General features: G+C 57.0%; 15 protein-coding genes and 1 tRNA gene. 9 read left to right on the top strand and 7 right to left on the bottom strand.

Annotated features, from left to right (window positions below; translation table 11 throughout):
- Window positions 1–15: 15 nt before the first annotated feature.
- From J4P41_RS11625 to mlaD, 3 genes are read right to left on the bottom strand one after another with little or no spacing between them, the layout of a single operon-like run.
- Window positions 16–696 carry a DUF2155 domain-containing protein gene (locus J4P41_RS11625; protein WP_426067250.1) on the bottom strand — a complete coding sequence of 227 codons (681 nt, stop codon included), beginning with the start codon at window positions 694–696 and terminating at the stop codon, window positions 16–18.
- Window positions 696–917: a hypothetical protein gene (locus tag J4P41_RS11620; RefSeq protein ID WP_426067249.1), complete on the bottom strand. Its 222-nt coding sequence runs from the start codon at window positions 915–917 to the stop codon at window positions 696–698. The genes J4P41_RS11625 and J4P41_RS11620 overlap by 1 nt, the downstream gene beginning before the upstream one ends.
- Window positions 914–1462 (bottom strand): outer membrane lipid asymmetry maintenance protein MlaD, encoded by a 549-nt coding sequence (mlaD, locus tag J4P41_RS11615; protein ID WP_426067248.1) that lies wholly within the window; start codon window positions 1460–1462, stop codon window positions 914–916. Before mlaD ends, J4P41_RS11620 begins: the two co-directional genes overlap by 4 nt.
- Window positions 1463–1656: 194 nt before the next feature.
- Here mlaD and J4P41_RS11610 point away from each other — a divergent pair, with 194 nt between their 5' ends.
- The 8 genes from J4P41_RS11610 to J4P41_RS11575 all read left to right on the top strand — a co-directional run bounded on the left by J4P41_RS11610 (window position 1657) and on the right by J4P41_RS11575 (window position 8250).
- The gene (locus tag J4P41_RS11610; RefSeq protein ID WP_062018543.1) at window positions 1657–3171 is read left to right on the top strand and encodes a vitamin B12-dependent ribonucleotide reductase; all 1515 of its coding nucleotides are present in this window, start codon (window positions 1657–1659) and stop codon (window positions 3169–3171) included.
- 146 nt (window positions 3172–3317) lie between these two features.
- A complete protein-coding gene (locus tag J4P41_RS11605) occupies window positions 3318–3686 on the top strand; it encodes an AtpZ/AtpI family protein (protein WP_010504503.1) in 369 nt (122 codons plus the stop codon).
- Complete coding sequence (locus J4P41_RS11600; RefSeq protein WP_426067247.1) at window positions 3664–4413, top strand: F0F1 ATP synthase subunit A; 750 nt, start codon at window positions 3664–3666, stop codon at window positions 4411–4413. Before J4P41_RS11605 ends, J4P41_RS11600 begins: the two co-directional genes overlap by 23 nt.
- 46 nt (window positions 4414–4459) lie before the next feature.
- The gene (locus tag J4P41_RS11595; protein WP_010504497.1) at window positions 4460–4684 is read left to right on the top strand and encodes an ATP synthase subunit C family protein; all 225 of its coding nucleotides are present in this window, start codon (window positions 4460–4462) and stop codon (window positions 4682–4684) included.
- A gap of 8 nt (window positions 4685–4692) precedes the next feature.
- Window positions 4693–5253 carry an ATP synthase subunit B' gene (locus tag J4P41_RS11590; RefSeq protein WP_010504495.1) on the top strand — a complete coding sequence of 187 codons (561 nt, stop codon included), beginning with the start codon at window positions 4693–4695 and terminating at the stop codon, window positions 5251–5253.
- A gap of 10 nt (window positions 5254–5263) precedes the next feature.
- A complete protein-coding gene (locus tag J4P41_RS11585) occupies window positions 5264–5764 on the top strand; it encodes a F0F1 ATP synthase subunit B (RefSeq protein ID WP_211569498.1) in 501 nt (166 codons plus the stop codon).
- A 4-nt stretch (window positions 5765–5768) separates the two neighbouring features.
- Entirely contained in the window at window positions 5769–6521 is a 753-nt protein-coding gene (locus J4P41_RS11580; protein ID WP_026017666.1) for a glycosyltransferase family 2 protein, read from the top strand.
- 76 nt (window positions 6522–6597) lie between these two features.
- Entirely contained in the window at window positions 6598–8250 is a 1653-nt protein-coding gene (locus tag J4P41_RS11575; protein ID WP_426067246.1) for an ArnT family glycosyltransferase, read from the top strand.
- Window positions 8251–8302: 52 nt separating this feature from the next.
- Here J4P41_RS11575 and J4P41_RS11570 read toward each other — a convergent pair.
- Window positions 8303–8378, bottom strand: a tRNA-Ala gene (locus J4P41_RS11570).
- Window positions 8379–8520: 142 nt separating this feature from the next.
- Between J4P41_RS11570 and J4P41_RS11565 the strand changes: the two genes are divergently transcribed.
- Complete coding sequence (locus J4P41_RS11565; RefSeq protein WP_010504486.1) at window positions 8521–8826, top strand: YggT family protein; 306 nt, start codon at window positions 8521–8523, stop codon at window positions 8824–8826.
- 3 nt (window positions 8827–8829) lie between these two features.
- Here the strand turns inward: J4P41_RS11565 and J4P41_RS11560 are convergent, their stop codons facing one another.
- From J4P41_RS11560 to J4P41_RS11550, 3 genes are all read right to left on the bottom strand, one after another.
- Window positions 8830–9042 (bottom strand): hypothetical protein, encoded by a 213-nt coding sequence (locus J4P41_RS11560; protein ID WP_426067245.1) that lies wholly within the window; start codon window positions 9040–9042, stop codon window positions 8830–8832.
- 600 nt (window positions 9043–9642) lie between these two features.
- Window positions 9643–11106, bottom strand: a complete 1464-nt coding sequence (tldD, locus tag J4P41_RS11555) for a metalloprotease TldD (protein ID WP_426067243.1) — start codon at window positions 11104–11106, stop codon at window positions 9643–9645.
- 77 nt (window positions 11107–11183) lie between these two features.
- The gene (locus J4P41_RS11550) at window positions 11184–12347 is read right to left on the bottom strand and encodes an aminotransferase (RefSeq protein WP_426067242.1); all 1164 of its coding nucleotides are present in this window, start codon (window positions 12345–12347) and stop codon (window positions 11184–11186) included.
- Window positions 12348–12755: the final 408 nt, after the last annotated feature.

Here is a 12755-nt window from a genome sequence, read left to right as displayed (position 1 = left end):
TCCGCCACTCTCCCTTTACTCTAGACCGGGATCAGCCTCAGGAGGGGGCAACGGTTGCCCGGAAGGCGGAGTCTGCGGCGCAGACGGCACAAGAGACTGTGCCCCACCGCTTGGAGGTGCGAGAGGAATGGGGGAATGCGTATCCGGAGCCAAAGGCACCGGCCCCCCTTCAGAGGACGGCGAGGAATGAGACTGATCATCCCCTCCTTCTTCCTCTGGTGCATTTGTGTCAGTGAGTTGCGGCGTTTTTATGGCCGGCAATGGGCCCGCATCCGGCGCAACCTTGTCTCCAGCGCAGGACACAACACGCACATCATACAGGGGGCTGCCATAAGTCGCGACAGACGGCTCATTCTGCAGCATCCACCCATCGAACGGCGCACGCGCAGAATCTCCCGTGTCACGAAGATGCAAAAGAACACCCGCATCCGCCGGAAGCGTCTCAGGCCGACTGACACAGGCTTCAACAGCCACGGAAAGCGTCCCGTAAGTCGCAGTCCCGCCGACCGGAACAGTCAACGTCTCGATATGTGCGTCCAGACGATTCAGAACACGAATAACTGCCTGTGTACGACCCTGCCAAAGATCAGCCGGATACATTGCCGGAGGTGCAACCCCAACTGCAGCCTGAGCCCATGGTGCTGCGCCAACCATCAGAAGCACCATACCAACAGAAAAAGAACGCTTAACCATCATCACTCTTTTTCCTTGGTAGTCGGGTCCACAAGATCTGCCAGCATCGCCGTAAAGGACTGACGCATCGCCTCAGGCGAAACGCCCATCAGAATTCCATCCTCAAATGCATCCTGAAGAGCCTGCCGCAGCTCGGAATCATTTTCCCGCAGCACGCGCACCTTCTCAACACAGGCCACCGGCTGCCCATCGTGATCCAGCCAAGGGAAATCAGCCGATGTCACGGCTCGTCCGACAAGCTGCCAGCAGGCTTCTGCGTTTGGGGGCCCTGCGTCTTCTGGGCCTTCTGAAGCGTATCTGTCACAGAGAAGATGAACTTGCTCAGAAGTTGTTCCAGACTGATGGACCCCTGCGTCTCCGTCAGAGCACCACCAGCCTTGACCGTCGCATCAGCGCCCCCAGGAGACAGCGCAATATATTTGCCACCCAGAAGACTATCAGACGTAACGATCGCAGCAGAATCCGTCGGCAGCTTCACATCCGGCGACAACGTGAACGTCACCTTCGCCTGAAAGGTCTTCGGATCAACCACTTCCGACGTCACATGCCCAACCGTAATACCCGCAAGACGGACATCCGAACCGACATTCAAACCATCAATCTGGCTGAAAGACGCATGGACCTGGTAGCCCCCATCATCGCTCTGATGATGCCCCAGCATGGCCAGAACAAGCATTCCGGCCAGAAAAACCAGCACCAGCAGTCCGGCAAGCAGTTCCAGCCGGTCCTGACGAGCGGCTGGACGCGCTGTTCCCATGGCTGCGCTCATGACGTCACCTTCGAAAAAATCATTTTCCTGCACTAGCGGACTCCGTGGCGTCCGTCCAACCCTCCCTTGAGAAACAGAGATAATCCCCCTCTGAAAATGTTATCCCCCATATCCCCATGTTCCCACCCATTAATAGGGCAAAATGGCTTGTTTTCCGGCTTCCGAGCCGCAGAGACGAAGCGTAGATTCGCAGCATGACAGCCCGTCTTCACTGGACCGGCGTTCGGATGCGAACGCTTCGGGTCACGACCGATCCGGACGACAGCGCCACGCGCTCCGTCACCCTTCCGGCTGCCTGGGAGGATGACGCCGCCCAGGCTCTGACCCAGATCACACAAAGTGGTGGGCCTCTCCGTCTTTCAACGGAAGCTGCACGCTGGGTTGATATGATTGATGCCTGCCCACCACTCCCGGGCACGCCAGCAAACACCCCATCCCCGGGGCGCAGCCTGTCATGTCTTCTTCTTATGCGACAACTGGCCCCCAATATTGCCCTTTGGGAACGCCATACCGACGAAATGCCTGGCTTTATTGTTCGCCTGTCAGGATTTGTGCAGGATGATGGCTTCGCGCCCGAACATTTTGTCGCCTGCCTCAAACTGGCCTGTGATTCCCTGCGTCGACTACACGCAACCACACGGATCGAACGCACCGGCGAACTTCCGCTGTTCGACCTGCCAGTCAATCCCTCAGAAGAATCCGCTGGCCTTCTTCTGCTCACGGATCTGGATGCCTGCCTGGCTTCTATGGGGCTGGATTATGACAGCGAAGACGGACGCAATGCCGCAAAGGCCATTGCCGCCCTCGCTACAAGCATAGCCCGCGCGGGCACAGACCTCCCCTTGCCATCCATTCCGGAATGCAAGGCCCTTCCCGATCTTCGAGGACTGGCCGCACAAGCCTGCGCAATTCAGGAAGGGCGTCACCTTTCCCCGATTGAAACAGGATTTTCCGCTCCCGGTGCCGTAGATGCACTTCTTGGTGTGGAAGCCTGCGGACTGGCTCCTGTTTTCTCCCCATTGCGGGATGACGGTCACCTCCGTGCATCAACCCTTGCGCGCCTCGCACATCGCGGATTGACTCCGGAATCCGCCCTGGCTCTTGCTCTGGCTGGCGAAACCCCTTTGCCACCAACACGCCCGGAAGCTCACGCTGCAATGCACCGCTTTCTAGAGAAGTCCGTCGATTTTCTGCCAGAGCTACCCGAACCGGAACTTGCCAGCCTCAGGGCAAAGCTTGAGCGCGGCGCGCGTCGACCACTTCCCATGCGGCAGACAGGGTTTACACAAAGAACCGCCATTGGCGGACACAACCTATTCATGCGCACAAGTGAGTTTGAAGACGGCACGCTGGGAGAAATCAGCATTATCCCAACCCGCGAAAGTCCCATGGCCCGCGGCCTCATGGACTGTCTTGGTCAGGCCGTCAGCATTGGTCTGCAATTCGGCGCGCCGCTCGAAGCTTTTGTGGAGCGATTCGCCTATACGCGCTTCGGTCCTGCCGGAACGGTCGAGGGTGATCCAGGTGCGGCTTACGCCTCATCCATGCTCGACTACGCCTTCCGCACATTGTCCGAAGCCTATCTCGGGCAACATATGCCTGACGCTCCCCAGATCGAACCCAGTTCGGAAGATCCGTCTCCCATGCTGCCATTCGATCACTCTTCAGGCGATAGCCCACGCGGGCGACGGCTCAGACTGGTAAGTTGATGAAGAAATGGCGTCTAGAGGCCTTCGCGTGGCTGGAATACATTGACAGCCCGCGGACTCGTCGGTAGCTAGCGCCTGCGTTGAGAAGGAATCCGGATATTTTGCCCGGGTGAGAAGGACGCGCACAGGGTAAGGGATCAGACAGCGTGGCAGACGCCCCTTCCGATGAGAATGGTTCTTTCGATGAGCGCCTGAAGCGCGCAAGGAAGAAGCTTGACCCTCGGGCGGAAGAGTTTTCCACAAAGTCCACTGACGAAGACACATCAACTTATGCGTCTTTCGGTGTTGCGATCCGGGTTGGAACCGAGCTTGTTGCCGGTCTGGCGGTTGGAGTGGCGTTAGGTTACGCTCTTGACCGCTGGCTGGGTTACAGGGTCTTGTTCCTGCTGCTTTTTGCCCTGCTGGGTTTTGGTGCCGGCATGATGAATGTCTGGCGAGTGTTGAATGGGCCGGGCATGGTACCCGAGCCAAAAGATGACGGGAGAAGCCAGCGTGGCAGCCGGATCGACGATTGACGCGCTCGGACAGTTCGAGCTCCATCCGGTTCTCGGATCTCTGGGCGAAGCTTTGCGGTTCTCACAGTCTCCACTGTTCATGCTGATCGCCGTTGTGCTGGTGCTTGCATTCCTCTTCATCGGAATGCGTCCGGCCTCCGTCGTTCCCGGTCGTCTCCAGGCCGCAGCAGAAATCGGCTATGACTTCATTCACGACCTCGCCATCGGCACAATGGGCGAAGAGGGCGCAGCTTTCTTCCCATTCGTGTTCGCTCTGTTCTTCTTTATTCTCGCCGGTAACTACCTCGGCCTTCTCCCCTTCTCCTTTACCTACACGAGCCATATCGCAGTCACACTTGCGCTGGCCGTCACGGCATTCCTGATCTCGATCCTGGCTTCCCTGCGCTTTCAGGGCCTAGGCTTTTTCAAGCACTTCATGCCGGCCGGCGCCCCTGTATGGCTGTCACCGCTGCTCGTGCCGATCGAGATCCTGTCTTTTCTTTCTCGCCCCGTCAGCCTGTCGATCCGTCTGTTCGCCAATATGGTGGCCGGTCACGTTCTGCTCGAGGTGTTTGCCGGCTTCACAATCATGCTCGCCGGTCTGGGCTTCTTTGGCCATATCCTGGCCGTTGCCCCGATCGCGATCAACATTGCGCTGACGGCTCTGGAATTGCTGGTGGGCGTGCTTCAAGCATACGTTTTCGCCATCCTCACCTGCATCTATCTGCGCGAGGCCGTCGCTCACTGAGCGCGGTTTGGCACAACCCCTGTATCGACCCTAAAGGAACCTGACCATGGACGTTCTAGCCGCTCGTGAAATCGGCGCCGGTATCGCAGTAATCGCCCTCGCAGGCGTCGGCATCGGCCTCGGCAACATCTTCTCGACGCTTGTGAGCTCCATTGCTCGCAACCCGGCTTCCCGCCCGCACGTTTTCGGCCTCGGCATGCTCGGCTTCGCTCTAACGGAAGCTGTTGCTCTGTTCGCGCTGCTGATCGCCTTCCTGATCCTGTTCGCCTGAGGTCGAACATGCACCGCACGCCACGTCTTTTCCTGTTCGCCGCTCCGCTGGCGGCTGTGCCGGGCCGAGCTGTGGCTGCGGGCATGCCCCAGCTGAACGTCCATGATCCGCTGCTGATCGGACAGGTCGTCTGGGGAGCCGTCATCTTTGCCGGCTTCTACATTGTCCTCAGCCGCTCCGCTCTGCCGCGGATCGAGCGCGTGCTGTCCAACCGACGCACCCGCATCCAGAATGATCTCGATATTGCCCGCCGTGCGAAAGCAGAGTCCGACCGCGCAAGCGCCGAACTTCTGAGCACCCGCCATGAAGCGGCCGCACAGGCCCGGGCCAATGTAGAGCGCATCCAGAACGAGGCTCGCCTCAGCGCCGAAGCGCACGCACGGGAAACCGCAAAGCGTCTCGAAGCTGACATCGCGAACGCCGAAGCACGGATCGCCCAGTCCCGCGAACAGGCTTTGTCCAGCCTGCCCGCAATCGCTACCGGTACCGCCCAGAACCTCGTTTCCCGCCTGATCGGGGACCAGGACGAGCAGACTATCGCCAGCGCCGTCAAACGCGTCAGCGCTTAAGGAGACGACGATGTTCCACGAACCCCGTTTCTGGACCGCCTTGGCTTTTGTCCTGTTCTTTGTGATCTTTGGTCGCAAACTCTGGGCCGTGATCACCAGTCATCTCGATGCCCGCGCCGAGGGCGTCCGTCGTGATCTTGACGAAGCAGCACGCCTTCGTCGTGAAGCCGAACAGATGCTGGAAGATGCTACCCGCGAACGCGAGAAAACGCTTGCTGAAACGCAGGCCATGATCGCCCGCTCCGAGACGGAAGCAGCTGCTCTTGCAGAACGCGCCCGTCACGAAGCAGAAGCAGCAGCTGCTCGTTACGAGAAGATGGCTCACGATCGCATTGAAGCCGCCGAACGTGCTGCCATCCGCGAAGTCCAGGAACGTGCAACGGCAATCGCAATTTCTGCAGCACGCGACGTTGTGGCTTCCCGCCTTTCCGAAAGCCCGGACGTTGCTGCCCAGTTGATTGAGCAGAGCATTCAGAACCTTCCGGAAGCTCTCCGCCGTTCCGCGGCCTAAGCCTATGACTGCCCTCCGCCCATCGCAGGCTCCCGTGACTCTTTCGATTGTCATGGCGGTATTGAACGAGGCGGAAAATATACTCCCGGTGTGTCAGGAACTCGCAGGAGTTCTTGACCGCCTTCCGGAAAATACTGAAATTGTCGTTGTTGATGATGGTAGCACAGACGCCACCGTTCAGAAGCTTCTCGAAGCCCGGCAACAGTATCTTCCAAATCTCAGAATTATCAGCCATCCACGACGCCTTGGAAAATCCGCAGCCCTGAGAACAGGCGCAACCGCGGCCCATGGGGAATGGATGGCCACCATCGATGGTGATGGGCAGGACGATCCGTCTTCCATTATCCGGATGCTGGAACTGGCCCGCACAGCCAACACTCAACCTCCGCTTGTTGTCGGCGTACGCCGCAAGCGGAACGACAGATTGTCGCGCCGCGTCGCCACAAAACTGGCAAACGGCCTGCGACGCAGGCTTTTGAACGATGGCTGCCCGGATACCGGCGCACCCCTCAAGCTTTTTTCCCGCGAGATGTTCCTGCGTATTCCTCAGTTCGAGGGTGTCCATCGTTTCCTGCCAGCCCTGCTCGGGCATTACGGTGCACCGCTGATCTGCCATGAGGTCCAGCATCGTGCGCGACTGCACGGTTCATCCAAATATACCAATTTCAATCGGGCCCTTGTTGGCATCCGCGATCTGCTGGGTGTCATGTGGCTGCAGAACCGTACCCACCTGCCCGATCATCTGACCGAACACTGATCCATCCACGATCGGGGATGGTCTTTTGGTCCGTCTCCGTCCACCATTCCGTGATGGACCGGAACGGAGCCTCACCATGAAACTGACATTCCGGCACTATGCCCTCCTTGGGCTGGTCACCTTCCTGCTTGCTCTGTCAGGACGCATGACGCTTCCTCCGCTTGATCGCGACGAGCCGAGATACATGGAAGCCTCGGAGCAAATGCTGACCTCCGGTAATTTCGTGGATGTCCGTTTTCAGGATAAACCCCGCTACCTTCAGCCAGCAGGCATCTACTGGCTTGAAGCCTCTTCAGCACAAATCGCCAAAACATTTCTGGGCCCAGACGTTCTCAGAAAAACCTGGCCCTACCGTATTCCAAGCCTTCTCGCAGCCACACTCATTGTTCCACTCACTGCCTGGATGGGAACGGTCCTGTTTGGCGCAACTACGGGCCTGATGGCTGCTGGCCTCCTGATGGTCTCAACGCTTTTCGTCGCCGAGAGCCATATGGCGACGATCGACACTGTCCTGCTGCTTGATGTGCTGTGCTTTGAAGCAATGCTTCTACGGGCCTTCACCGATCGCCAGAAAAATATCCCTACCCCGATTCTGGTCGCCTGCGGTTACTGGTTGGCTCTGGGCGTAGGACTCATGCTCAAAGGACCAGTCGTTCTCATTCCCGGTTTCGGCACCCCTCTCGCGCTCTGGGCCGTGGAACGGAACAAGACATGGTGGTCCCGCCTCCGCCCCCACTGGGGCTGGCTCCTCATGCTCGCCGTGGTCGTTCCCTGGTGCATCGCAATTGACGTCGTCAGCCATGGTGAATTCTTCTCACGCGCCATCGGCCGAAACTTTCTGGGCAAAGTCGCGCACGGTCAGGAAGCACACGGACTTCCTCCCGGCTTTCACCTCCTGGTGTTTGCACTGGCATTCTGGCCCGGATCGCTCTTCGCAGCTCTGGCCCTGCCCGCCATCTGGAAAAACAGAAAACTTCCACAGGTCCGCTTCCTGCTAAGCTGGATCATTCCCCACTGGATCGTGTTCGAGCTTATCGCAACCAAGCTGCCGCACTATGTCCTCCCCACCTATCCAGCCATTGCCATTCTGACCGCAGCATCCCTAACAGTCTGGTCCGTGCCCACGCTATCTCGATTGGGTAAGGCCGCTTTAGGACTATACGGCACACTCTGGGCTATAATCGGAATAGCCTTCTGCGTTGCCGGAGCAATCCTGCTTTACAAGATGGAACACGTCTTTTCTCTGCGCGAAGGCCTAGCTCTCTGTGGCACACTCCCTTTAATGGGAGCCGCAATTTTTCTGCTGCTGCGTCAGCATCGGCAACAGGCCGCCTTCTGTGCAATGGGCGCTGCAGTCATTGCACAGGCAGGTCTTTTCCTAGCTGTCATCCCCAACCTGCAGACAATCCGTCTGGCCCCACGGGTAGCCGCCCTTTTCGAAGACGTTAAACCCTGTGACCAAAGCGTGCTGGTTTCCACATCTTACTCCGAGCCAAGTCTGGTTTTTCTTGCAGGCGAACAGACCCAGTTACTCGGCCCTGAAGCAGCGGCTCTTTACTTGCAAAAAAATCCAAAATGCACCCTCGCGCTCGTTGATCGAAAAGACGAGACTGTTTTCAAGAATGCGCTGGGAAAAACCGGAATGAGCGTCGTCGAATATGGGCGCGTCAAAGGCCTGAACTACTCAAACGGCCATCACCTCGATCTGGGCCTTTTCGCTCCGGACTGACACACAAACCCGCACCGAGTGCACAAACATCCCGCCGTTTAAGAAAACACCATGGTGGAGCTGAGGGGAATCGAACCCCTGACCTCCTCATTGCGAACGAGGCGCTCTCCCAACTGAGCTACAGCCCCATGGTGTTTGTGATAGTTCTGACAGAGAGTGTTTCTGTCAAGCATTCGAGAGAGAGTTGTCCTCTCCCGGAGAGACAGATACAAAACCCGCTTCTGCCCGACTGCTGTCGGGTCTTTCGCGACTGCCGACGAGGTTTTCAGCATGCTTGCCCTGCACGCCATTATCCTGATGATCATTCAGGCCTTCGTCTGGGCCCTTCTGGCTTACTGTATCCTGTCCATGCTTCTGGGCTTTGGCGTTCTGGATATCCGTAACCGGTTTTTCTATTCGCTGTTCAACACACTGGCCCGCGTTGTCGAACCTCTGCTCTCTCCTATCAGGAACATCCTGCCCAGTACGGGTGGCATGGATTTCGCCCCAATGATCCTGTTGCTGCTGATCCAGTTCCTTGTCTATCCACTTGTGAACCGTGTCTTCGCAATGCTGATCTATCACCCGGCCTTCTGAACCCTACCTCACCGCGCGCCACACTTCTTCCATTGCATCGGCAAGAACATCGTGCGGTTCACTCCACTGCCCATCATGGGCAGGAGGTTGCATCCAGACACGCCATCCCTTCCCTGCGTCCCGTTCGATCCGCAACGACCAATCCTCAGGCAAACGACTGAGAACGCGCTCCAGACGCACTTGGCTGGTGAGCGGCTTGGCATAATTATGCCCCATAACAGTAGCCCTCCTTCAATCAGACATTCCAAGTCTACATGATGGCTCTAGACGCATTATGTCCTGTAAATAGGACGATAACCCCGCCAATAAAACCTATGGCCGGGTTCCATTTATACTCTATTGCCGGACCAAGGTTATAAGAGCCGGACCAAATTCCATAAAAATCCAGAGACATCACCCGGTGTTTTGTCGGACCATATTTAATCAGTGTGTATTGAGAATACTGACCTCTGAATCGTGACAGGCCCGGATTTCTCCTAGCGCATCAAATCGCCCTGAAGGGACAGCCCCTGAGAATGTGGCTCAACCGCAAGAACACCAGCTTTTGCTTCTGCTGAAGAGGACGAAGACTAAAGATCCCGTATACCATTGCTCAGGAAGGATCCGAGAAGACGAAAAAGCCTTTGAAACCGACAAACTATCCAAACAACAGAAAACCGCAAAAAAAGCAGAAGAAAGCACGAATATTGATATTACAGCATCATTAAGTCGGTCGATGGAACAAATTACTTCCACCCTACGCAACTTTTGACCCACCTAAACTCTCAACCAGCCCTTCGTGCCTGCATATTTTCGAAATCCGGAAATTCAGAAACCTCAGGCCGTCCCACCAACCGTCAAACCCGAGAGTTTCAGCGTCGGTTGCCCCACGCCAACCGGTACGCCTTGCCCGGCCTTTCCACAGGTCCCGATCCCGGGATCAAGCGCCATATCAGACCCAATCATGGAAATCTGGTTCATGGCATCTGCGCCATTACCAATCAGAGTGGCGCCCTTCACAGGCCGCGTCACCTTTCCATCCTCAATCAGATACGCCTCTGACGCCGCAAAAACGAACTTCCCGGACGTAATATCAACCTGACCACCGCCAAAATTGACCGCATACAGACCCCGCTTCGTTGAGCGGATCATCTCTTCCGTAGTCGCGCTCCCTTCCAACATGACGGTATTCGTCATCCTGGGCATCGGCGCATGAGCATAAGACTCACGCCGACCATTCCCGGTCGGAGACACCCCCATCAGGCGCGCATTCAAACGGTCCTGCAAATACCCCGTCAGAATACCGTCCTCGATCAGAACCGTGCGACCCGTCGGCGTCCCCTCATCATCAATGCTCAGCGACCCACGACGTTCCGGCAACGTGCCATCATCAATAATCGTCACGCCCGACGAAGCCACACGCTTTCCGACCATCCCCGTAAATGACGATGTCCCTTTGCGGTTGAAATCCCCTTCCAACCCATGACCCACAGCCTCATGCAGCAGAATGCCCGGCCAGCCCGGACCAAGAACCACGTCCATTTCACCGGCTGGCGCAGGAGTCGCATCCAGGTTCAGAAGCGCCTGCCTCAGCGCCTCATCCACAGCCGCTTTCCATGTTCCGGCATCCAGAAGCCGAGACAACTCGTATCGACCGCCCTGCCCATGCCCACCACTCTCGCGGCGACCATCTTTTTCCACAACAACCGACACGTTCAGACGAACCAGCGGCCGCAGATCAGCAACCCGGCCACCAGCATCAGCCCGACGCATGATCTGCACAGCCTGCCACTCGGAACTCAGACTGGCGCTCACCTGCACAACACGCGAATCCAGCGCCCGCGCATACGTATCAATCTCGCCCAGAACCGCCGCACGCGCTGCAAAATCCGTACCTTCCAGAGGTCTGGCATCAGCATAAAGCCGCTGGTTTGTAGACCGTGGTCCGGGCGCCATAATGCCGCTACGCCCCTGTCGCACAGCTCCAACCGTGCTCACCGCTCGCGCAAGAGCCTCCTCACTCATTTCGTCCGAATGAGCAAAAGCCGTTTCGGTCCCGAGAACCGCGCGCAAACCAAATCCGGAAGACGTCGTGAAGCTGGCAGACCGGATCGTACCATCATCCAAAGAGATACCTTCGTTCTCGCGATATTCAAGAAACAGCTCCCCATCATCCAGGCCTTCCAAGCCCTGCGCCACCAGAGCCTCTGCGCCATCCCGCGTCAGTCGGGATCCCGGGCGGTCGAAAAACAGGGCATCCGTTGTGGCAAGAGCCCCCAGCGCTTCTGCGGCAATGGACATGGTCTTGATCTCCTGGCTGAGAGGGCGAAACGAGGTTCAGAGATAGTGTGCGAGACGCTGAAGAGAAGAGGGCAGGCTCAGGACAGAGCCTTTTCCAGCCTGCGAAGCGCTTCTTCAAGGATTTCAGGCTTCTTGCAGAATGCAAAGCGGATCAGATTTTGCGGAGTAGCCGGGCCTTCAGGATCGTAGAACGCAGAAACAGGGATGGTCGCAACACCGGCCTGCTCAACCAGCCATTTTGCAAACTCTACATCCGTGCGCCCCTGCGCATGGCCCGTAATGTCCGCCACGATGAAATAACTTCCATCAGCAGGCAACGTCTCAAATCCCAGACGATGCAAACCATTCCGCAACAGATCCCGGCGCAGTTCCAGATCAGCTGACAGGCCTTGATAGTACTCATCGTCCTTGTTCAGACCGTGAGCGACCGCACGTTGAAGATTAGGAGCCGTGGCAAAAACCATCACCTGATGCGCCTTCGCAATCACAGACGCCAGGGCAGCGGGAGCAGTCACATACCCGACCTTCCACCCCGTCAGGGAGAAACTCTTCCCCGCACTGCCAATTCTCATGCACCGTTCGCGCATGTCCGGCAGCGTCATCAACGGAATATGTTTCACGTGGAACGTCAGGTGCTCATACACCTCATCGCAAACCACATACGCATCATGTTCCCGAGCCAGCTCCGCAATCAGATCCAGCTCTGCCCGCGAAAAGACTTTCCCAGCTGGATTCATGGGGGAGTTCAGAATCATCGCTTTGGTCTTCGGACCAAAAGCGGCTCTGAGCTCCTTTTCCGGGAGCTCCCAGTGCGGTGGCTGCAAACGCACACATTTCGGAACAGCCCCAATCAATTTCAGCATGGGAAGATAGGTATCATACAGCGGCTCAATCAGAACCACTTCGTCACCCGCTTCCACAACCGCCATCAAACAGGCTGCCAGAGCCTCCGTCGCACCAGACGTCACGACCACTTCCGTCGCGGGATCAATCTCCAGCCCATAGAAACGCTGGTTAGATGCCGCAACCGCTTCCCGTAACTCAGGCAACCCGGTCAACGGGGCATACTGGTTCCGGTTATCCTTCAAAGCCTCGGCGGCAACCGCGATAATATCCGCAGGCCCTTCCGTATCCGGAAACCCTTGCCCCAAATTGATCGCATCATGCTTGACCGCAAGCTGGGACATGACCGTGAACACAGTCGTGGGAAGTGACGAAAGATAGCGATTGGGCGTTTTCATGAACCGGGACTTTGACAGGAGCAGAAAGGAATTTTCACCATTGCAGGAGGAGCGTCGTGTGAAAAGCCACTCCGTCCTTGAAGGGCGGCTCTAAACACTTGCCCCATGATGACACAGATAGAAGCACCCTCACCTTAGAAATCGTAAAATTTTTCCCGATCGGACAACACAGAACAGGAAACATTCTTCCCATACCTTATACGACAGAAAGCCATACCCGATCAGTTCAAACCCCGTTTCCGGACATTTCCTTTCTTCAAAAGATGATAAAATGAAGCGCTGTGTCGTACTCGACAGATGGGAAATTGTCCCGTAATCGTTTTGAAGCCGTTCACACGATGCAAGGCGACAGATCGATGGCCAGAAAAGCCCCTACTTCTTCCACCGCCAAACCGAAAGCCGCTGCTC

This window comes from Gluconobacter sp. NFX36, assembly GCF_049887835.1.
Classification (GTDB): Bacteria; Pseudomonadota; Alphaproteobacteria; order Acetobacterales; family Acetobacteraceae; genus Gluconobacter; species Gluconobacter japonicus_A.
The sequence above is the reverse complement of the archived record's forward strand: the minus strand, read 5'-3'. Positions and strand labels throughout refer to the sequence as shown.